Genomic DNA, 20,416 nt, shown 5'->3' with positions numbered 1-20,416 from the left:
TTCACTTATATAACAATTCTACCATGAAAAAAGTTTGGTTATTTTCTTAATTTTTGTCAAAAAATTGAGTCTTTACTTCATCTTTCAAAGTTGATAAGATAATAATTAATAAATGAGGTACTAAACATGGGAAAAATTGCGGCTTTTTTTGATATTGATGGAACTTTATATCGTGAAGGATTGATTACTGAAGTATTTAAAAAATTTATCACACATGAATTAGTAGATGAAAGACTTTGGCATGATGAAGTAAAACCAACGTTTATGAAATATGATCGTCGTCAGGGAGAATATGATGATTATCTCAATAAAATGGTTGATATATATAAGTCAACACTTATTGGTTTATCCAATGAACATATTCTGCATATTGCTGATACGGTCATCAAACAAAAAGGGGAACGTGTTTATACATTTACTCGTGATGAAATCCTCAATCATAAGAAAGAAGGACATCTTGTATTTGCTGTTTCTGGTTCACCCCTTGAATTAGTAGAGGCTATGGCTCGTAAATATGAGTTTACCGATTGTAGAGGTACGATTTATGTGACGGATGAGCATGGACGTTATACAGGAGATGTCATTCCTATGTGGGATCACAAAAGTAAAAAGAAAGCTATATTAGAGCTTGTTGAAGATTATGATATTGATTTAAGTCAAAGTTATGCCTATGGGGATACGACCGGTGATTTTACGATGTTTGAGCTGGTAGGTCACCCTTATGCCATGAATCCTACAAAAGAGTTGTTAGAGAAAATAAAAGCCTCCAAAGAGGTATCAAAGAAAATATCAATTATTGTAGAAAGAAAAAATGTCATTTATCAGATGAATGAGAATCAGTTAAAACTGTTATAATCTAGATTAAAAAAATTCACGTGAATTCTTTCATTAGAAATTCACGTGAATTTTTATTTGCATTTTATTTTATTCTGTGGTAACAACCTGATCCAATAGAAGCTTCATCTTCAAAGCTAATCCTTTAGCCTTCTCAACACTTAATGAACAGATACCTACACGAATTCCTTTATTGACTTGAACTGTAAAAATATTATTTTCCATTAAAAGAGTATGGTATTTTTCTTTTAAGTCATTATTTTCTATTTTGATCGTGACAAAGAAACCTTCCTTATATGGATATACCGGTAAATTACAAGCTTTAGCTTCTTCCATGAAAATAGAACTTCTCTTTTTTAATAAATGAATATATTCTTTCTTTTCATTTAAAAATTCTTCTTTATGATCTTTTACTACATTGACAAAATTGATCATAGCCGCATTATTGACATTGCTCCAAAGGGCACGAGCACTCTTTTCAAAAACAATTTCAGCTTCTCTTACGCTTTCTTTAGAATGAGCACAGATCACGGCTGCTCCACAGCGCAATCCATAACTTGTTAATGTCTTGGAACAGCTCATAGCAATTACCGCCATGACCTGATCGCTCATACCTTCAAACTCACGCATATAATCTCTTGAATGTTCAAGATCATAAGCATAATCGATATAAGCAATATCATTCAAGATGATACATGGCGTTGTCTTAGCCACTTCATTTAGAAAAGCAATCAATTCATGCCATTCTTGCTTTGTCATCGTATAGCCTGTTGGATTGTGACAAGGATCATTAATGACCACAACAATACGATTCTGCTTGCCAGCTAAGGCATTAACCTGTTTCTTTAATGAGTTTAAGTTGAAATGATCATTTTCAAACATTTCATAAGTGACTGCTTTCAATTGTTTATCCTTTGCCATCAAAGAATAACTTCCCCATGCGATATCTGGAAGGATCACTGTTTCATCGGTTTCTAAAAATTCACTCATCACTAAGGATACGGCACCTGTACCGCCCGGAGTTGCGATCACACTGCTTTCCAGATTGACCTTACCCTGACCTAACGTCCATTTCTTTACTAATTCTCTAAAATCAGGATTGCCTCTGAAACTATCGGCATAGGCAGCCTTCTGTGCAGCAGGTATCTGATCAAAGCTTTCAAATACACTATGGAATGCAACGATATGTCCCTGTTCATCATATAATGAACCTATGGTTGCATCTATGACGTTTTCATCCCCATACTTTTCCTTTGCTTCTTTTGCTTTTGCGACAATCGCAAACACAGTATCCACAATCGGTTTTTTGTCAGCACTTTCTTTAATAAAATTCATTTAACTCTCTCCTTTCACACATCCGATAATCTTTAACTCACAGTGTTTCCCACATTCTCTAAAGCAGGCTTGCACTCTTTCATCTGCAAGATCACCTTCGATCTCTACATAGAAATAATATTGCCATGACTGATTACGACATGCTCTTGATTTAATGCTTGTCATATTTAATGAATAATCCGCAATGATCTGCATGATTTTTGCCAGAGCTCCTGATTCATGATTGACCGTGAACATGATCATAATTAAATCGCCTGATTTTAAGCATTCATTTTCTATTACGATAAAACGGGTCACATTATCACTGCTGGAATTGATATTTTCCATTAGAATCTCTAATCCATATTCTTCAGCACTTTCCTTAGCAGCAATCGCTCCTATGCTTGGATCAGCACATTCACTGACATATCGTGCCGCCAATGCGGTATTCGCATAAGGAATCAATTCAAAATCAAAAGGCTTTAATGTTTCAGCACATTGTTCCAAAGCCTGAAGCTTTGAATACACCTTCTTGATATCACTTAAACGGCTGCCCTTGATCCCCATTAGATTCTGATCAACCTTAAGATCATAAAAGGAAGTTATTTTCACATCATACTTATATAATAGATCAAAAACCTCGCCTACTTCACCGGTTGTAGAATTTTCAAAAGGTAAGACGCCTTTTTCAATTTCATGATTTTTAACTCCTAGAACAACATCTTCAAAACGCAAATAGCTTTTTTGCTGACCGCTAGGGAATAAACGTGAAGTCGCAATCTGGCTAAAAGCACCTCTGACTCCCTGATATCCATAAATGCCTTGATGAAGTATGGCATTCTGATATTCTTTTGATATGCGCATCATCTGATTGAGACAATCTTTAAAATAAGGCTTTAATTTTTCATCATGAAGGAAAGAAAGATTTCTTTCAATTACCTGTTTTTCTCTTTTTTCATCATAGATAGGCAGATCATGCTTCATCTTATAACCAATAACTTCTTCTACAGCTTTCATTCTTTTCTCAAAGCTTTCCGCAATCTTCTGATCTGCTTCATTAATCTTTATTCTTGCTTTTTCTAATTCGTTCATAGTCACCTCATTGCCCTTATTATAGCACGATTTAAAAAGAGTAGCATTCATTTTCATGAATAGATTGAAAATGCGAATTAGCTTTTCATGAAAATCGTAATATTTCTTTCAAAAGGGCTTGATTTTATGTGAAAAAACGAGTAAACTAAAACCATGAATACATTTAAACAAGCATCTAGCTTTTACTTTTATCGTTAAGCCCCTAAACAAGCCAATTCATTGATTGGTACTTTTGTTTATATGGGGCAAGCGGCATCAGTAAAGTGATGCTTTTTTTATTCATTGGGGGTCATATGATGGAATTTACTGTACAGCTTAAAGATGCGTCAAGCCGTGTCATTATTGAAAGAGAAAGTCATCTTCATTTAAAAGACTATATCAATTTTAACTGTAAAGTCATGGTAGTCAGCGATACACAGATACCACTTTCTTTAAAAGAAGAAGTAATGGCACAATTAGAGAATGCTACATTAGTAGAAGTGGCAGAAGGTGAGGTTTCCAAAGGATTTGATACTTATCAGATGCTTTTAGAAAAACTCCTTTCACTTCATTTTTCAAGAAAAGATATGGTACTTGCTTTAGGAGGCGGTGTCATTGGTGATCTTGCAGGTTTTGTAGCGGGTACATATAAAAGAGGATGTCGTTTTGTTTCTATTCCTACAACGACACTTTCGCAGATTGATTCCAGCATTGGCGGCAAAGTGGCGATCAACTTAAACGGCATTAAAAATTGTGTAGGCTGTTTCTATCATCCTGAAACTGTGATCGTTGATGTTGATACGTTAAAAACTTTATCCAAGCGTCATTTCTATAATGGTCTGGTTGAGGCTTTAAAAGCCGGATGTATCCAGGACCCTGTTATTTTTGATTTGTTTAAAGAACATATTGATGAAATCGATGTTGAAAGTCCTTATTTAGAAGAAATCATCGAACGATCTTTATTCATGAAAAAAAGAGTGGTCGAAAAAGATGAAAAGGAACAAAATATTCGAAAGATCTTGAATTTTGGACATACGATCGGTCATGCCATTGAGAGTATCTATCATCTTCATGATTATTATCATGGCGAATGTGTCGCAAATGGGATGATCATGATCGAGGAAAATGAACAGATACGTCATGATTTAATTGAAATTCTTAAAAAGATGAACATTCCTTTTGTAACTTCTCTTGATTGTGAAGAATGCATTCGCTTCATTAAGAATGATAAAAAAGCAAAAGGGAATGAAATTGATATCGTCAAAGTAAATGAGCTTGGCAAAGCTGTCATCGAAAAAGTTAAAATTGATGATCTTCGTCAATATATCAGGAGGTCTTTATGAAAAGTGTCATTGGAAAAAATATAACGATTGCTTTATATGGTGAAAGCCATTGTGAAGCAATGGGGGTTGTGATTGACGGACTTCCTGCCGGTATTGTCATTGATCGTGAATTTATACAGGCACAATTAGAAAAACGTAAGCCTAAAGGGAAAATATCTACGCAGCGTCATGAAGCTGATGATTTTAAGATTACGAGTGGTGTTTTCAATGGTTATACTACCGGAACTCCGATCCATATTGAGATCGAAAATAAAAATCAGCGTAGTAAAGACTATCATCCTGAACTTCCTCGCCCTAGTCATGCCGATTATGTCGCCCATGTTAAATATAAGGGATATGAAGATTATCGTGGAGGCGGACATTTTTCAGGAAGACTGACAGCACCGCTTGTTGCAGCCGGAGCGATTGCTTTAGATCTTTTAAAAAGAAAAAAGATTCTGATTGGTACGCATATCTTGCAGTGCCAGGAAATTAAAGATCGCTCTTTTGTAGATCATGCCTTAGATATAGAAAAGTGTAATGCGTTAGATTTCGCAACATTAGATGATCCTATCGGTCAGCAGATGATCCAGCGAATTGAAGACATTGCGAAAGATCATGATAGTGTCGGAGGCATTCTTGAAAGCTGTGTTTTGAATATGCCTGTTGGCATTGGTGAACCTTTTTTTCATTCAATTGAAAGTCAGCTAAGCAGTTATTTATTTTCTATTCCTGCTGTAAAAGGTATTGAATTTGGTCTAGGCTTTGATTTTGTAAATTATAAAGGCAGCGAAATCAATGATGAATGGCAGATCGAAAAAGATAAGATAACAACACGTACAAATCATAATGGCGGTATCAACGGTGGTATTTCAAATGGCATGCCAATCTTGATCAAACTGGTAATCAAACCTACTGCTTCTATCTTTAAGAAACAAAATACCGTTAATCTGGGCACAATGGAAAATGATACCCTGACCTTAACCGGACGTCATGATCCTGCCATCTTTCATCGTGCAAGAGTCGTTGTAGATAGTATGATTGCCTTAGCACTATTAGATTTATGTGTTGAGCATTTTGGAGAGGAGTGGCTATGTTTATGAAAGTTGGACTGATTGGCGGAAAATTAGGACATAGCTTTTCTAAGATCATTCATGAACAGATTGCTCCTTATCATTATGATCTGATTCCCTTAAGTGAGGATGAATTTCATCATTTCATGAAGAAAAAAGACTTTGATGCAATCAATGTTACGATTCCTTATAAAGAAAAAGTCATTGAATATTGTGATGAGATTGATGATAAAGCCAAAAAGATTCATGCCATTAATACCATTAAAAATGTCAATGGTAAGCTCATTGCTACAAACACGGATTTTGATGGCTTAAAAAGAATGATCGAGCATCATTTTAATATCGAAAATAAAATAGTTGCTATATGCGGCAGTGGCGGTACGAGCAAAACTGCTTATGCGGTTTGTGAAGCATTGAAGGTCAAAGAAATTATTCAGGTAGCCAGAAATCGAAATACACCTTATATCACCTATGAACAAATGAAAAAACGGTATGATATTCAAATCATTATTAATACGACCAGTGTTGGCATGAGTCCGGATATTCTTTCTCAGATCGTGGATCTTGATGATTTTGAAAACTGTGAAGGTGTCATTGATGTCGTTTATAATCCGTTGCTGACAGCTTTATGTTATCAAGCAAAAAAGAAACATATTCCTTATGTCAACGGATTAGAAATGCTTGTTGCACAAGCAGTAAGTGCCTGTGAATTCTTTATTGGAAATCAGATTGATCCTTCTAAAATCGATGAATTGACAAAACAAATCTATCATGATAAACAGAACATCGTTTTGATTGGTATGCCTAGCTGTGGCAAGACAACCATTGGCAAATGTTTAAGTGAGAAAATAGGTTATGATTTTATGGATCTGGATCATGAAATTGAAAAATTGGCCCAAAAAACGATCCCTGAGATCTTTGAAGAGAGTGAAGAAGCTTTTCGTGATTTAGAAACACAGGTATGTTTAAAAGCAAGTTTATTAAATCATACTGTGATCAGCTGTGGTGGCGGAGTCATAAAAAAGGAAATCAATATGAAAGCTTTGTCTTTAAATTCATGGATCGTTTATATCAAACGTGATGTCAGTCAGCTTAGTGTTGGTAATGGACGACCGCTAAGCAAAGACTATGAGACTTTATGTAAGATGGAAAAAGAGCGAGAGCCTTATTATATAAAATATAGTGATGTTTGTATTGAAAATAATCATTCTATAGAAAATACTATAAATAAGCTTGTGGAGGTGTGGAATGAAAATACTGGTGCTTAATGGTCCTAATATCAATATGCTGGGCATACGAGAAAAACATATTTATGGAAGTGAGACTTTTGATACACTTATTCAAACCTGTTTGAATTGCGGCAAAGAGTTAAAAATTGAGATAGAGTGTTATCAAAGTAACCATGAAGGGGATTTAGTGGATAAGATCCAACAGGCTTATGGGAAAGTAGATGGCATCGTCATCAATCCGGGAGCTTATACCCATACTTCAATTGCTCTTTTGGATGCGTTAAAAGCAGTCAGTATTCCTGCTGTAGAAGTTCATATTTCTAAGGTTGAAGAAAGAGAAGATTTCAGACAGATTTCTTATGTACGGCAAGCGTGCTTTAAAACGATCAGCGGTCAAGGGATACAAGGATATGTTACGGGTATCAAAGCTTTAAAAAATAAATTAGAAATGTACAAGGGGGAATGTATATGATCATCACATGTAAAAAGGGTGCACCACAAAGTGAAATTGATAAGATATTGAGTGAATTTAAAACAAAGGGACTGGAAGTTAATCTGATCACCGGTACAAGCTATAATGTTTTTGGTATCGTGGGTGATACGACTGTCATTGATGATCGTCGACTGATGAGCAATCCTTGGGTAGAAAATGTTACCCGTGTGGCTGCTCCTTATAAAAAGGTGAATCGCTTGTTTCATCCTGAAGACAGTATCATTGATGTTGATGGCATCAAGGTAGGAGGTCATGAAAAAATTGTTGTTATTGGCGGGCCTTGCAGTGTGGAAGGATTGGATCAGATTTGTGAGCTGGCACAGGATGTGAAAGATGCCGGTGGCTGTATGCTGCGTGGCGGGGCTTATAAGCCAAGAACTTCGCCTTATGCTTTTCAAGGTCTAGGAACAGAAGGCATCATGGATATGGTAGAAGCAAAAAGACGTACGGGCTTGCCAATCGTTAGTGAGATCATGAGTGAAAACAAGATTGATGAATTCGTAAAATATGTTGATCTGATTCAGGTAGGGGCAAGAAATATGCAGAATTTTGAGCTGCTGAAAGCCTTAGGAAAAATCAACAAACCAGTTCTTTTAAAACGTGGTTTAAGCAATACTATCGAAGAATGGCTGATGAGTGCTGAATATATCATGGCCGGTGGAAATGAAAATGTCATTCTTTGTGAAAGAGGGATTCGTACTTTTGAAAAATATACTCGTAATACGCTGGATTTAAGTGTTGTACAGATCGTTAAAAAGAAAACTCACTTGCCAATTATTATTGATCCATCACATGCAACAGGCAGCTGGGAACTGGTAGAAAGCATGTCTCTGGCAGCGATTGCCGCAGGTGCAGATGGATTGATCGTAGAAGTTCATCGCAATCCGGAATGTGCTTGGAGCGATGGTGCGCAATGTTTAAAACCAGATAAGTTTAAAGCAATGATAGATAAAGCAAGAGCCATTGCTCATGTAATAGGAAGGGATTTATAGTTATGATCGTTACAGTAAAGAAAAATGCTGATCCTGCATTGATCAGCGAACTTATTCAAAATTTTGAAAGCCAAGGCTTCCAAGTCAATGATTCAGTAGGAAGCGATTATCATATTTTAGGTTTGATTGGTGATACTACCTCCTTAGATGAAAGAAAGATCAAAGCCAATCCGATCGTTGATAACGTTACTCGTATTGCTGCACCATATAAAAAAGCGAATCGTTTATTTCATCCGGAAGATACGATCGTTGATGTGAATGGGATTAAAGTTGGCGGACATGAAAAAATCGTTGTCATTGGCGGACCTTGCAGTGTAGAAGGATTAGACCACATCTGTCAATTAGCACAAGATGTCAAAGAGGCTGGTGCCTGTATGTTACGTGGCGGTGCTTATAAGCCAAGAACTTCTCCTTATGCTTTTCAAGGATTAGGAACAGAAGGAATTTTAGATATGGTAGAAGCCAGAAAGCGTACAGGATTGCCTATTGTCAGTGAATTGATGGATAGTGATCAATTAGATGAATTTGAGGAATATGTGGATGTCATTCAAATTGGCGCCAGAAATATGCAGAATTTCTCTTTGCTGAAGGCTGTTGGAAAGAGTCATAAACCCATTCTATTAAAAAGAGGGTTAGCTAATACAATTGAAGAATGGATCATGTCCGCAGAATATATCATGGCAAGCGGTAATCCAAATGTTATTCTCTGTGAAAGAGGGATTCGTACTTTTGAAAAATATACTCGTAATACATTAGATTTAAGTGTCGTACCTATCATTAAAGAAAAAACTCACCTGCCTATCATCATTGATCCTTCACATGCAACAGGAAATTGGAAATACATTGAATCTATGTCATTGGCAGCTATTGCAGCAGGCGCTGATGGTCTGATCATTGAAGTACATGAACATCCTGAATGTGCATGGAGTGATGGCGCCCAGTGTCTAAAACCAGAAAAGTTCAAACAACTAATAGATAAAGCTAGAAACATTGCCCATGTAGTGGGCCGTGATCTCTAATGAAAGCGATCATTCGCCCTTCCAAGTGTAAGGGGATGATAAAAATTCCTCCTAGCAAAAGCATGGCCCACCGTGCCATCATCTGCGCTTCACTTGCAAACGGGAAAAGTTATCTTTCTAATATTGACTATTCTGTAGATATTCAAACAACGATAAAGTGTATGCAGAAGCTGGGAGCAAAAATTGAATGTTTCAAAGATTCACTTATTATTGAAGGAATTGCTGATTTTGCACACCTTCAGGATCATCATATCGAATGTAATGAATCTGGTTCTACGCTACGTTTTTTAATCCCGATCTTTTCACTTACTAATGAAAAAATTACATTCACAGGAAAAAATCGTTTATTAAAACGTCCTCAAAAAATTTATGAGGATCTCTTTACCAAAATAGGTGCATACTTTGATCAGAATGATGAGCGAATCGAAATCCAAGGAGCATTCGTAAGTGGTGATTACACCCTTCAAGGAAATGTCAGTTCACAGTTTATCAGTGGTCTTTTATTTACACTTCCTTTGCTTAAAGGAAATTCAAGAATTCATATTCTTCCGCCATTTGAAAGTAAAAGTTATATCGATTTGACCATTCAAATGATGAAAAAATTTGGTATCATCATTGAATGGGAAAATGATTTGACATTATTTATTCAAGGAAGTCAAAAATATCAGCCGAAAAATGTTATAATTGAGGGGGATTTCTCACAGTTTGCCTTCTTTGGTGTGCTAGGTGCCATTAATGCAGAATTAGATATTGCAGGTATGGATCCCGCTTCTTTACAGGGAGACAAACAAATCTTAGATATTCTTCACGATTTCAATGGCTGTATAGAAGAGAATAATGGTATTTATCATATCCAGCCTGCTTCTCTTATCGCAAATGACATCGATTTAAAGAATTGTCCTGATTTAGGACCGATTCTTTGCATTCTAGCTATGTTTTCAAAAGGAATTACGCACATTAAAAATGCTTCACGCCTTCGCTTAAAAGAAAGCGACCGTATTGAAGCAATGGTCAACGAATGTGCTAAGATGGGATGTACAATTGAAGCCTATCATGATGAAATGATCATTCATGGTGGCTATCATAAGCCTGTGCTCCCTTTATCCGGATGGAAAGATCATCGTATTGTCATGGCTTGTGCGATTGCTTTAAGTGTATTAGGCGGTGAAATTGAAGGCTGTGAAGCTGTTTCTAAGAGTTATCCTTCTTTTTTCGAAGATTTGAGATCTATAGGAATCGAGGTGTCACTCTATGATGAAAGATAAAAAATTTCTAATTGTTGGATTAGGTCTTTTAGGCGGAAGCATTGCTCTTGGTTTAAAGAAATGGAATCATGAAATTTATGCGATTGATATCGATCCAAAGGCTATTGCCTATGGTTTAGAACATCATATCATTGATGAAGGCAGTTGCGAAACTGATCCTGAATTAATTCAAAGAGCAGATGTCATCATTTCCGGTCTTTATCCTACTACATTTATCAATTGGATCAGTGATTATCAACATCTTTTTCATCCAAATACTCTGATTAGTGATGTTACTGGAGTCAAAGGTGCTATCGTATATAAGATACAAAGCTTTTTACGTGAAGACTGTGAATTTATTCCTGCTCACCCAATGGCTGGTAAAGAAGTCAGCGGTGTACAATACGCTGATCCATCAATCTTTTTACCTGCCAATCTGATCATTACTCCTACACATCAAAATACTCAAGAAGCTATTGACTTCATGGTTGAATTTGGCAAAGAACTTCGATTTAATCATATTTGTCAATTAACTGTAGAGGAACATGATGAAATGATTGGTTATCTTTCACAATTGACCCATGTCATTGCAGTTTCCTTAATGAACGCCAATGATTCTACACATTTAAAAGAATATACGGGAGATTCCTTTCGTGATCTTACAAGAATTGCGAAAATCAATGAAAATCTATGGACAGAGTTATTCTTATTAAATAAAGAAAATCTCATCAAAGAAATCGAGTGTTTTGTCAATGAAGTAAATGATTTCAAAGACGCTCTTGAAAAAGAAGACATTAATAAGATGAAACAAAAATTCATTACTTCTACCCAGAGAAGAAAATATTTTGATCTTTAAGCATAGTTGAGCTATGCTTTTTTTATTCAGTAACCTCTTGACTTTCCTTTTCTACGTAGTATTATAATTCTGTTAGATTTGGTTAACAAGAAGGAGGATAAGCATGACCTTAGATGAATTGGAAGTTGGCGAAGAAGCCATTATTACAGCTGTAAATGGTGAAGGGGCTTTAAGAAGACATCTTTTGGGAATGGGATGTATTCCTAAAACCAGAGTTCAGCTGCATAAAGTAGCACCTATGAAAGATCCTATTGAAATACGTCTGCGTGGTTATCTTCTGACGCTCCGTGTAGAAGACGCTAAAAATATTGAGGTGAGCAAATTATGAATTTTGCGTTAATTGGTAATCAAAATAGCGGTAAGACCACTTTATTTAATCAGCTTACAGGAAGTAACCAGCACGTTGGTAATTTTCCAGGTGTTACGGTTGATAAAAAGGAAGGAACGATTATCGGACATTCAGACTGTACTTTGGTTGATTTACCCGGAATTTATTCATTATCACCTTATACCAATGAAGAGATCGTTACCCGTGACTATCTTCTAAGCGGGGAAGTCGACTGTATCATCAATATACTTGATGCAACAAATATCGAAAGAAATCTGTATCTGACATTACAGCTTATTGAACTGCAGATCCCTATGGTCTTAGCAATCAATATGATGGATGAAATGAAAACAAATGGCGGTACGATCAAAATCAACCGGTTTAAAGAAATGATCGGTGTTGACTGTGTTCCTATCAGTGCAGCTAAAAATGAAGGTATCAGTGATTTAGTCAATTGTGTCATTCAAGTTGCGAAACAGAAAAAACAGCCTGCTCGTCTTGATTTTTGCAGTGGAGCTGTTCATCGCTGCATCCATGGTATTTCGACGATGATCGAAGATCATGCACAAGAGATTCATATGCCTGCCCGCTTTGCAGCAAGCAAACTCATTGAAGGTGACAAGCCTCTTGAAAAGCAATTAAAGCTTACAGACAATGAAATCGATCTCATTGAACATTCGGTTAAAGAAATGGAACGTGAATGTGATATGGATCGTGAGGCTGCAATGGCTGATATGCGTTATACTTTCATTGAAAAGTTATGCAAGGATACAGTTATTCGTGCTCACGAAAGCAAGGAATATCTGCGTAGTGTTAAAATAGATGCAGTATTAACAAGTAAATATTTTGCTATTCCTAGTTTCATATTGATCATGGCGGCTGTTTTTTATTTGACATTTGGTCCGGTTGGTACATTTTTAAGTGATGGCTTTGCAATTATCATTGAATATATCGTCACTTTTATTTCACAATTTTTATTGGACTATGGTTTAAATGATGTTGTCTATTCTTTACTGGTTGATGGCGTATTTGCAGGAGTCAGCTCAGTCTTAAGTTTTATGCCAGTAATCGTTGTTCTTTTCTTTTTCCTTTCTATATTGGAAGATAGTGGTTATATGGCACGTGTGGCTTTTATCATGGATAAACCTCTACGTAAGCTGGGACTTTCTGGAAAAAGTTTTGTTCCTATGCTGATTGGCTTTGGATGCAGTGTTCCAGCTATCATGTCAACAAGAACTCTTTCGTCAAATCGTGACCGCATCATGACAATTTTATTGACACCTTTTATGAGCTGTACGGCTAAGGTTCCGATTTATGCAGTATTTTCACTGGCATTTTTCCCAAATCATGCAGCAGAAGTTATGATTTTATTATATACAACAGGAATTTTAGTTGGGATCATCGTTGCTTATATTATGAAATCAACGCTTTATACCGGAGCTCCGATACCATTTGTCATGGAAATGCCTAACTATCGTCTCCCAAGTCCTAAAAGTGTCCTTTTACTGATGTGGGAAAAAGCAAAAGATTTCATTACCAGAGCTTTTACCATCATCTTTTTGGGCAGTATCATCATCTGGTTCCTGCAGAACTTTGATCTGCATCTCAATCAGGTAGCTGATAGTGCTGATTCTATACTTGCTCTCATCGGTCAATCCATTTCCTTTATCTTTAAACCCCTTGGATTTGGTGACTGGCGTGCAGCTACTGCTTTGATCAGTGGCTTTACAGCCAAAGAATCCGTCGTATCTTCTTTAGCTGTTCTGATGCAGACAACAAGTGAAAACTTACCTGCTGCTTTAGGTACGATGTTTACACCAATTAGCGCTTACGCCTTTTTACTATTTACCCTTCTTTATTCACCATGTATTGCAGCTATAGCTGCTGCTAAGCGTGAAATGGGAATCAAATATACGCTTATCATGATCATCATGCAATGTTCTATTGCCTGGATCGTTGCCTTTATTTTCTATCAGAGTGCTACGCTCATATTATAATCAGGGTTTAAAACCCTGTTTTTTTAATGAATCTTACTTAAAACCTCTTCTTTTGGCCGATCACCTAAATAAACAATAAATGCGTTGCATTTATTCGGTTCCATGAGATTTTTTCCATCAGCGTTACAAAGATTTGCTTTTAAACGAATTGTCTGATCTTGAAGTTTTTTAGGTGGATCTAAGTAAAAGCAAAAACCATAGCAACGCAAGATCATATCATCTTCTATTCTCATCTTTTCTTCATGAAATAAATTGAAAGCATCCGTTAATTCAGTCGGTAACATCCCACTCTCTTCTTGTGGGCACATCTTAATCTGTACACCTACTACGATTTTATGTTTTTCTTCAATATTCGGAGTGCGGGCCTCTACACAAAAATCATAATCTTCAGTACATCCTTCTTCACCTTTTTTGATGATCTTATCAATGTATTTCTCCATGACTTCTTCAAAATACACATCATTAAATTCATCTAAATGTTCACACATCAATGCCGCAATACATTCTTTTTGTATAAATGTATTGCAAGATAATTTTAAAATAATTTCCTCAGTTAAATTTTTCATAAAAATTCCTCCTACTATTTTATATCCACTAAAACTTCATTTTTCCCAAAATATTTTTCATTTTTATCATAAATTTCATTCAACTATTAGTTGAATACCTCTTTTCAACTAACAGGTTATTGGCAAAAAGGACTTTTGTATTTACGATATAGGTATCCAGTCAAGGGAGGAGATACCATGAGCAAATACTATGATGAAAGAGAATATGAAAAAATGAAAAATGAACTGATCAAAGATGTGACAACTTTTATTTATATGACAAGGAGGAGATAAGAGATGAACAAGATAGGTAAAACCATTGCTGATCTGAGAAAAGCCAATAATATGACCCAAAGCGAAGTAGCCGATATCCTGGGCGTCAGCTATCAGGCTGTCAGCAAATGGGAAAGAGATGAATCGCTTCCGGATATTGCCCTATTGCCGCAGATTGCCGATCTTTACCATATTTCGATCGACCAGCTGTTGCGGGGCAGCTTTGAAATGAAAGAGGAAGAGGTCGAACAGGCCAAGGAGATCGTAGAAGAAGCCACACAGGACGAGCCTTATGAAACAGAGAAGTTTGATCCCGGGCGTTTTTCAGAAGATCTGACCAGCTATATCAACAAGGAACTGAATGATGCCTTTGCCAGTGCTTTTGAGAATCTGGCTCCCTTTATGAAGCCTAAAAAGATCCACAAGGTACTGAACAGAAGGAAGATCAAGCTGGGATCCTTTTCCAGAAACGCCTACGAGTACTTTGATTCCGATACGATCAGCGACATGATCGATTCGATCGGGAATGTAGATGAAAAAGTATTCGATCAGCTGCTGGAACTGCTTCCGATATGCAATAGCGAGAGCAAGGACAAGATCCTTGATCTGATCATAGAAAGCGACATGACAAGGCTGGATATCAGCGAGATGCTGCCGTTTTTAAATAAGGTTCAGATCAACCGTCTGCTTGAATCGTATCTTGAGAAAGAAGACCGTCAGAAAACACTGGAGAACATGGAAGAGTTTCTGCCGTTTATCAATCATGAAGGGAAAAAGCTCGTGATTGACTTTCTGACAGAAGGAAAATTAAATGAATTTGATCTGGAGGAATATCTGCCGTTTTTCAATTCGGAAGAGAAGTCACGGATCGTATCCTGGATCACATCGCAAAAGGAAGAAACCGATCTGGACGAGATCATACCTTTTTTAAATTCAGTGCAGAGAAGAGAGCTGCTGAGATGGGCGATAGAAACTATGGAGTACGATGAAATATCGGATTATGGACATTATATGGAAGAGGATATGATAGAGGAGCTTGTCAAAAGATATATCGAAGAGAAAAGAGAAGATGATTTAAGTGATTTCTATGCATTTATGAATACAGAAACAAAGAATGCGCTTATCAGATATTATCTCAGCAGGAAGATGAATGATGAGCTGATGGAATTGCTTTCGTTTATGAAATAATAGGGTAGAGGAATAAATTCACAGATTTACTGCCCCTCCCGTTGAACCAAACGTACGGTCCTCGTATTTGGCTCTACATTTATATCGAAACTACAAACTCTTAAGATAGTAGTTAAGGGGATTGACTAAACCCGGTCTGTCCCCTTTCTCTTTGCCTAGAACTGCTGGTGATAGTATGAAATTGACTACATCTAATCCACTTCTTCTGTACCATCCTAATCTTGAATTTGCGCATTTATAGATATCTTCTTCGTTAAATCTGCATTTATATTTAATATTTAATACCTTTAGATTTCTATAGATAGTCATAGGTCTTTTCCATTGCTTGATGATAATACATCTTATTTTATGGCGTAACCATTGTCCGAATTTTTCAAGAAATAGCTTTATGCTTCCTATCTTAAAACAGTTTATCCATCCTCTTACTATTTGATTGACCTTTGTAAATGTAATTGATAGACGTCTTGAAACAGCTTGTTTTCTTGATAAGACTACTTTTATCTTCTCATATAAACATTTCTTTCTATTTTCAGTAGGTCTGCATTTCCACCCCTGACTATCCTTATAAAAGGAAAACCCCAGGAACTGTCCTTTCATTGGACGTACAACCTTTGTTTTCGTGGCACTAACCTTCAAGAATAGTTTCCTTTCCAGCCATGACATCACTGTCAACAGCTTGTGGTTCACTACACTTGGCGGTAAATATCTGTGGTTGGTTTATCTCCAACTGAATTCATGCCATGCCCGACACACATAAAAAAGCTATTAAGAAAATGAACTTCTTAATAGCTTTTTATCTTTTAAAATCCACCCAAGTATTTTTGATGTGCTTCCATCATTTCATCTAAAATCACTTTTGCTTTATCAACATCCTGTACTTGTGGATTTGCAGTCATTGCCATTAAAGCAATATTTTTATCTTTCTTGACAGCTGCTTCAGCTGTTAATCTTTCAAAAGTCTTGATTTCTCGGCAAATACCTTCTACCTGTATTGGCAATCTTCTCATAGTAAGTGGAATAGGTCCCTGTTTTGTGATCACACAGCTGATTTCTACGACTTCATCATCGTCAAATGATGCACAACCACCATTATTCAAAGTATTTACTACCTGTATATCCTTTCGATCATTATAGATCGAATCGATAAGATTACATGCGGCATCACTATAATATGCCCCACCTCTTTTTTCAAGCTCTTTAGGTTTTACATCTAATGCTGGATCAGCATATTTTTTAAATAAATCTGCTTCAATCTTTTTAACGACCTGCGCACGACAACGATGTTCTTTCGCATCTTCCAGTACATGGGAAAGCATCTTTTCCTTTGAGAAGTAATAACGCAGATAGGGACTAGGTATACAATTCAATTTTCTTATGAATTCAGGCAAGTATGGAATAGATTCAAATCTTTCATCAAATGCCTTATCTTGATTATATTTACATAAAGCTTCAATCACTTGATCAGATATATCCTGTCCTTCATAATATGTTTTTAAACCAAACACCATATGATTTAAACCTGCAAAATCAATTCTCACTTTCGATGGTTCTAAGTTCATAAGCTCACATACATGATGACGAATCGTAATTGGAGAATTACACAAACCAATAAATTTTTTCCATCCCGTATATCTAAGAACCGCTTCAGCATTTAATCCAGCAGGATTTGTGAAACTGATGATCCAAGCATCCGGACATAATTCTTCACAATCTTTTACAATATCCAATAATACAGGAATCGTTCTTAAAGCATTGAACATACCACCAGGACCATTTGTTTCCTGCCCAAGCACACCATACTTGGCTGGAATCAATTCATCTTTTTCTCTGGCATCTAACAATCCCACACGAAATTGAGTCGTCACAAAATCAGCATCTTTTAGTGCTTCTCTACGATCCAAAGTCGCATGAATTTCAATATCCGCTTGAGCTCTTCTTACCATTCTTCTTGCTAAATCAGCAATGATTTCAAGTTTTTCCTTACCATCTTCAATATCCACCAGCCATAATTCCTTTACAGACAAACTATCAATTCTTTTTATAAAGCCTTCAATGAGTTCTGGTGTATAAGAAGATCCTCCACCAATCGTAGCAATTTTTAAGCTTTCTTTCATCTATGTACCTCTCTAGTTAAGCATATACATTATCTTTATTAAAAATGCATCATTTGTTATTCTTATGTCAAATTTGCAAAGCACATACAAATATAAAAAAGAAAAAATCCCTTTAACAACTTTTTGTAATGGGATTTAAATTCTATATCTTTATCTTTTCAAACACCTGTGTCAATACATCGCCACATTTCTCATGAATTACACAATCTGCCATATCATCATAAGGTGTCTTCTGCAAGTTGATCAAGATACACTTATTTCCTAAATAATAATTCATCAGATTTGCGGCAGGATATACATTTAAAGAAGTTCCTGCAACAATAAATACTTCACATTTTGAAACATAATCAATGGCTTTTTCAAAGACACCTGAAGGTAATGCTTCACCATAAAAAACGATATTAGGACGTATTAAGCCACCACAGGTACATCTTGGAACCCTTTCTTTTTTTAAAAGCTCAAATACTTGTTTTTCACTGTATTGTAAATGACAGTGATCACAGGAATAGGCTGCTGTTGTTCCATGCAGTTCAAGCACATTCTTACTTCCTGCCATTTGATGCAGTGAATCCACATTTTGAGTAATCACTGCTTTGCATTTACCTAATTTCTCAAGCTGTGCTAACACTTTGTGTGCACGATTCGGCAATGCATTCGGATGAATAAATTCATGAATATAGTAATCATAGAAAATATCCGGATGCTGACGAGCAAAATCAATGCTTAGACATTCTTCAGCACTGACATTTCGTCCATTACACATATACTGCTTTTTATAGATTCCCTGATCACTTCTAAAATCAGGAATACCTGATTCTGTAGATACACCGGCACCACCAAAGAAAACGATATTATTACTGTTTTTTATCCATTCTGTTATCAGCTCAATTTTTTCAACCATAAATCATCGCTTCCCTTATTCTGTTAAAGCTATAATAAGTACTGCCAGGATAAATACAACGACTACTACGATAATAGCAACTGAAAAGGCATAAACCAGAACTTTACGTGCACGATAAAAACTATCTGTTTCAGCTCTTTCATCAAAATAATAATTTCCCCGATAACGACGAATGACCCGCTGAGCACATAAACTGCGAAATAACTGTGTATTACCGGTTTCACTCAAGACCATCTCTTTAGGAATTGCATTATCTTTATCAAAAGCATGATATTTAGAAAAAACGCTTTTGATATCTGCTAATTTCGCATCCACATTCTGATAAGAAGACGGATCATCTATACCTCTGTCATTTCTAATATTACGAACAACACTTTGTATTCCAATAAAAGCAAAAATAATCGAAATAACATAATCCTTGATCATTCCTAAAATTAATTCATCTGAACTAAAAAACCACTTATAATAAGTCATATTTAATGCAAAGCCGTCTTTGGCAAGATAAACAAGCGGAATAATCACAAAATTCGCAACACTTACAACAATAAGCGTTATAAAACCTATGATCCAAATCGTACTCTTATTTACTGGACCATTTAACTTTTTATAGCCAGCGTACGCTCCACTTGCAATCAAAATGGCTGCTAATGAAGAAATCAGATTTAAGAATACATATGCCACGATCCATGGAATAGCCGCAATCAATCCGCCAATTAACGCTCCAACTATTCCACTAAAAATGTTCCCCTTATTTTCCTGCATAATATTATTCTCCTATACGTTTATAATATTGAATGGCAATACAGCCAATACCCGTATGACAGCCAACTGTGCTAATTAAAGGAATTAATTGCGAAGAAGCAGTTGGAAAAGCTTCTCTGATCTTATTCAGCATGACTTCACAATTACTTTTTTCCTTTACATAAGCAACATAAACATTATAGAAATCTCCAACACCCTGTTCTTTCATAAAAGATATGACACGATCCATGGCTTTATTTAATGTTCTTACTTTATCAAATACATCAATTCTGCCGTTTGTTGTCTGATCAATTCTTAAAATGGGACGAATCTTCAATAAACCTGCCAGTTTTGCCGCCATTGGTGTCAATCGTCCGCCACGCACCAAATGATCAAGATCCATCGGCATTAAAATTGTTGATGCACTTGCAATCACCTTATCCAACTCTTTGAGAATTTCATCAATAGATTTACCCTCTTCATACATTTTCTTCGCCTGTGTTACACAATAAAACTCTACTTCTGCTGTCACATGCGTATCAACAAAGATAAACTGCAATCCAGCCTCTTCACAAGCTAAGCGAAAAGCATTCCCTGTTCCGGATAATCCAGAACAGATAGGTACACAGAAAACAGTATCATACCCTTCTTTTTTTATTTGTTCAATCGTATCATGAATCATTCCCAATGGAGGTAAACTCGTTTTTAACGGTTCCTGTTTTGCAACCTTATCATAAATTTCTTCAATACTTTTATCTTCTAATTCAAGATAATTCGTACTTTCATCACTGATCTGCAGCGGACAGCTGTAAATCCCTAATTCCTTTAACTGTGCTACATTCCTTCCTGTACCACTGTCACATACAAATGCTACTTTCATAA

At 36.2% G+C, this 20,416-nt stretch carries 20 protein-coding genes; 12 read left to right on the top strand and 8 right to left on the bottom strand.

Going from position 1 to position 20,416, the window contains the following annotated elements:
* The first annotated feature begins 126 nt into the window (after positions 1 to 126).
* The gene (locus tag BQ5367_RS03430; RefSeq protein WP_071441163.1) at positions 127 to 855 is read left to right on the top strand and encodes an HAD-IB family hydrolase; all 729 of its coding nucleotides are present in this window, start codon (positions 127 to 129) and stop codon (positions 853 to 855) included.
* Between the two features lie 69 nt (positions 856 to 924).
* Here the strand turns inward: BQ5367_RS03430 and BQ5367_RS03425 are convergent, their stop codons facing one another.
* The gene (locus BQ5367_RS03425; RefSeq protein WP_071441162.1) at positions 925 to 2,169 is read right to left on the bottom strand and encodes a pyridoxal phosphate-dependent aminotransferase; all 1,245 of its coding nucleotides are present in this window, start codon (positions 2,167 to 2,169) and stop codon (positions 925 to 927) included.
* Entirely contained in the window at positions 2,170 to 3,240 is a 1,071-nt protein-coding gene (locus BQ5367_RS03420) for a bifunctional chorismate mutase/prephenate dehydratase (protein ID WP_071441161.1), read from the bottom strand.
* 293 nt (positions 3,241 to 3,533) lie between these two features.
* Here BQ5367_RS03420 and aroB point away from each other — a divergent pair, with 293 nt between their 5' ends.
* From aroB to feoB, 10 genes are all read left to right on the top strand, one after another.
* On the top strand, positions 3,534 to 4,562 hold the full coding sequence (gene aroB, locus BQ5367_RS03415; RefSeq protein WP_235858725.1) for a 3-dehydroquinate synthase: 1,029 nt from the start codon (positions 3,534 to 3,536) through the stop codon (positions 4,560 to 4,562).
* On the top strand, positions 4,559 to 5,644 hold the full coding sequence (aroC, locus tag BQ5367_RS03410; protein ID WP_071441159.1) for a chorismate synthase: 1,086 nt from the start codon (positions 4,559 to 4,561) through the stop codon (positions 5,642 to 5,644). The genes aroB and aroC overlap by 4 nt, the downstream gene beginning before the upstream one ends.
* Positions 5,641 to 6,882 carry a shikimate kinase gene (locus tag BQ5367_RS03405; protein ID WP_071441341.1) on the top strand — a complete coding sequence of 414 codons (1,242 nt, stop codon included), beginning with the start codon at positions 5,641 to 5,643 and terminating at the stop codon, positions 6,880 to 6,882. Before aroC ends, BQ5367_RS03405 begins: the two co-directional genes overlap by 4 nt.
* Positions 6,863 to 7,315 carry a type II 3-dehydroquinate dehydratase gene (aroQ, locus tag BQ5367_RS03400; RefSeq protein WP_071441158.1) on the top strand — a complete coding sequence of 151 codons (453 nt, stop codon included), beginning with the start codon at positions 6,863 to 6,865 and terminating at the stop codon, positions 7,313 to 7,315. The genes BQ5367_RS03405 and aroQ overlap by 20 nt, the downstream gene beginning before the upstream one ends.
* Positions 7,312 to 8,328 carry a 3-deoxy-7-phosphoheptulonate synthase gene (gene aroF, locus BQ5367_RS03395; protein ID WP_071441157.1) on the top strand — a complete coding sequence of 339 codons (1,017 nt, stop codon included), beginning with the start codon at positions 7,312 to 7,314 and terminating at the stop codon, positions 8,326 to 8,328. Before aroQ ends, aroF (BQ5367_RS03395) begins: the two co-directional genes overlap by 4 nt.
* Before the next feature lie 2 nt (positions 8,329 to 8,330).
* Positions 8,331 to 9,347 (top strand): 3-deoxy-7-phosphoheptulonate synthase, encoded by a 1,017-nt coding sequence (gene aroF / locus BQ5367_RS03390; protein WP_071441156.1) that lies wholly within the window; start codon positions 8,331 to 8,333, stop codon positions 9,345 to 9,347.
* Positions 9,347 to 10,612 carry a 3-phosphoshikimate 1-carboxyvinyltransferase gene (gene aroA / locus BQ5367_RS03385; RefSeq protein ID WP_071441155.1) on the top strand — a complete coding sequence of 422 codons (1,266 nt, stop codon included), beginning with the start codon at positions 9,347 to 9,349 and terminating at the stop codon, positions 10,610 to 10,612. The genes aroF (BQ5367_RS03390) and aroA overlap by 1 nt, the downstream gene beginning before the upstream one ends.
* Positions 10,599 to 11,447, top strand: coding sequence for a prephenate dehydrogenase (locus BQ5367_RS03380; RefSeq protein ID WP_071441154.1), 849 nt, complete (start codon positions 10,599 to 10,601; stop codon positions 11,445 to 11,447). Before aroA ends, BQ5367_RS03380 begins: the two co-directional genes overlap by 14 nt.
* Before the next feature lie 103 nt (positions 11,448 to 11,550).
* Positions 11,551 to 11,775: a FeoA family protein gene (locus tag BQ5367_RS13630; protein ID WP_071441153.1), complete on the top strand. Its 225-nt coding sequence runs from the start codon at positions 11,551 to 11,553 to the stop codon at positions 11,773 to 11,775.
* The gene (feoB, locus tag BQ5367_RS03370) at positions 11,772 to 13,772 is read left to right on the top strand and encodes a ferrous iron transport protein B (RefSeq protein ID WP_071441152.1); all 2,001 of its coding nucleotides are present in this window, start codon (positions 11,772 to 11,774) and stop codon (positions 13,770 to 13,772) included. Before BQ5367_RS13630 ends, feoB begins: the two co-directional genes overlap by 4 nt.
* A 23-nt stretch (positions 13,773 to 13,795) precedes the next feature.
* On the opposite strand, the gene BQ5367_RS03365 is transcribed toward feoB, so the two are convergent.
* Positions 13,796 to 14,338: a hypothetical protein gene (locus tag BQ5367_RS03365; RefSeq protein WP_071441151.1), complete on the bottom strand. Its 543-nt coding sequence runs from the start codon at positions 14,336 to 14,338 to the stop codon at positions 13,796 to 13,798.
* Positions 14,339 to 14,614: 276 nt separating this feature from the next.
* Here BQ5367_RS03365 and BQ5367_RS03360 point away from each other — a divergent pair, with 276 nt between their 5' ends.
* A complete protein-coding gene (locus BQ5367_RS03360; protein WP_071441150.1) occupies positions 14,615 to 15,778 on the top strand; it encodes a helix-turn-helix domain-containing protein in 1,164 nt (387 codons plus the stop codon).
* 90 nt (positions 15,779 to 15,868) lie between these two features.
* Here BQ5367_RS03360 and BQ5367_RS03355 read toward each other — a convergent pair whose 3' ends face one another.
* The 5 genes from BQ5367_RS03355 to BQ5367_RS03335 form a co-directional block, all read right to left on the bottom strand.
* Positions 15,869 to 16,375 carry a group II intron maturase-specific domain-containing protein gene (locus BQ5367_RS03355; RefSeq protein WP_235858723.1) on the bottom strand — a complete coding sequence of 169 codons (507 nt, stop codon included), beginning with the start codon at positions 16,373 to 16,375 and terminating at the stop codon, positions 15,869 to 15,871.
* A 203-nt stretch (positions 16,376 to 16,578) separates the two neighbouring features.
* Entirely contained in the window at positions 16,579 to 17,892 is a 1,314-nt protein-coding gene (locus BQ5367_RS03350; protein ID WP_071441149.1) for a 6-phospho-beta-glucosidase, read from the bottom strand.
* Between the two features lie 142 nt (positions 17,893 to 18,034).
* Complete coding sequence (locus BQ5367_RS03345) at positions 18,035 to 18,793, bottom strand: NAD-dependent protein deacylase (RefSeq protein WP_071441148.1); 759 nt, start codon at positions 18,791 to 18,793, stop codon at positions 18,035 to 18,037.
* 15 nt (positions 18,794 to 18,808) lie between these two features.
* Complete coding sequence (locus tag BQ5367_RS03340) at positions 18,809 to 19,555, bottom strand: hypothetical protein (RefSeq protein ID WP_071441147.1); 747 nt, start codon at positions 19,553 to 19,555, stop codon at positions 18,809 to 18,811.
* 4 nt (positions 19,556 to 19,559) lie between these two features.
* Positions 19,560 to 20,414: a DegV family protein gene (locus BQ5367_RS03335; protein ID WP_071441146.1), complete on the bottom strand. Its 855-nt coding sequence runs from the start codon at positions 20,412 to 20,414 to the stop codon at positions 19,560 to 19,562.
* Between the last annotated feature and the right edge of the window lie 2 nt (positions 20,415 to 20,416).

The organism is Traorella massiliensis, from assembly GCF_900104665.1.
GTDB classification, from domain to species: domain Bacteria; phylum Bacillota_I; class Bacilli_A; order Erysipelotrichales; family Erysipelotrichaceae; genus Traorella; species Traorella massiliensis.
The sequence above is the reverse complement of the archived record's forward strand: the minus strand, read 5'-3'. Positions and strand labels throughout refer to the sequence as shown.

Excerpts from the sequence above, each read along its gene's own strand:
- BQ5367_RS03425 (WP_071441162.1), bottom strand. The coding sequence starts at position 2,169 with ATGAATTTTATTAAAGAAAGTGCTGACAAAAAACCGATTGTGGATACT.
- BQ5367_RS03405 (WP_071441341.1), top strand. The coding sequence starts at position 5,641 with ATGAAAGTTGGACTGATTGGCGGAAAATTAGGACATAGCTTTTCTAAG.
- BQ5367_RS03335 (WP_071441146.1), bottom strand. The coding sequence starts at position 20,414 with ATGAAAGTAGCATTTGTATGTGACAGTGGTACAGGAAGGAATGTAGCA.
- BQ5367_RS13630 (WP_071441153.1), top strand. The coding sequence starts at position 11,551 with ATGACCTTAGATGAATTGGAAGTTGGCGAAGAAGCCATTATTACAGCT.
- aroA (WP_071441155.1), top strand. The coding sequence starts at position 9,347 with ATGAAAGCGATCATTCGCCCTTCCAAGTGTAAGGGGATGATAAAAATT.
- BQ5367_RS03355 (WP_235858723.1), bottom strand. The coding sequence starts at position 16,375 with ATGAAAGGACAGTTCCTGGGGTTTTCCTTTTATAAGGATAGTCAGGGG.
- aroQ (WP_071441158.1), top strand. The coding sequence starts at position 6,863 with ATGAAAATACTGGTGCTTAATGGTCCTAATATCAATATGCTGGGCATA.
- BQ5367_RS03340 (WP_071441147.1), bottom strand. The coding sequence starts at position 19,555 with ATGCAGGAAAATAAGGGGAACATTTTTAGTGGAATAGTTGGAGCGTTA.
- aroF (WP_071441157.1), top strand. The coding sequence starts at position 7,312 with ATGATCATCACATGTAAAAAGGGTGCACCACAAAGTGAAATTGATAAG.
- BQ5367_RS03350 (WP_071441149.1), bottom strand. The coding sequence starts at position 17,892 with ATGAAAGAAAGCTTAAAAATTGCTACGATTGGTGGAGGATCTTCTTAT.
- BQ5367_RS03360 (WP_071441150.1), top strand. The coding sequence starts at position 14,615 with ATGAACAAGATAGGTAAAACCATTGCTGATCTGAGAAAAGCCAATAAT.
- aroF (WP_071441156.1), top strand. The coding sequence starts at position 8,331 with ATGATCGTTACAGTAAAGAAAAATGCTGATCCTGCATTGATCAGCGAA.
- BQ5367_RS03380 (WP_071441154.1), top strand. The coding sequence starts at position 10,599 with ATGATGAAAGATAAAAAATTTCTAATTGTTGGATTAGGTCTTTTAGGC.
- feoB (WP_071441152.1), top strand. The coding sequence starts at position 11,772 with ATGAATTTTGCGTTAATTGGTAATCAAAATAGCGGTAAGACCACTTTA.
- BQ5367_RS03430 (WP_071441163.1), top strand. The coding sequence starts at position 127 with ATGGGAAAAATTGCGGCTTTTTTTGATATTGATGGAACTTTATATCGT.
- BQ5367_RS03365 (WP_071441151.1), bottom strand. The coding sequence starts at position 14,338 with ATGAAAAATTTAACTGAGGAAATTATTTTAAAATTATCTTGCAATACA.
- BQ5367_RS03420 (WP_071441161.1), bottom strand. The coding sequence starts at position 3,240 with ATGAACGAATTAGAAAAAGCAAGAATAAAGATTAATGAAGCAGATCAG.
- aroC (WP_071441159.1), top strand. The coding sequence starts at position 4,559 with ATGAAAAGTGTCATTGGAAAAAATATAACGATTGCTTTATATGGTGAA.
- aroB (WP_235858725.1), top strand. The coding sequence starts at position 3,534 with ATGATGGAATTTACTGTACAGCTTAAAGATGCGTCAAGCCGTGTCATT.
- BQ5367_RS03345 (WP_071441148.1), bottom strand. The coding sequence starts at position 18,793 with ATGGTTGAAAAAATTGAGCTGATAACAGAATGGATAAAAAACAGTAAT.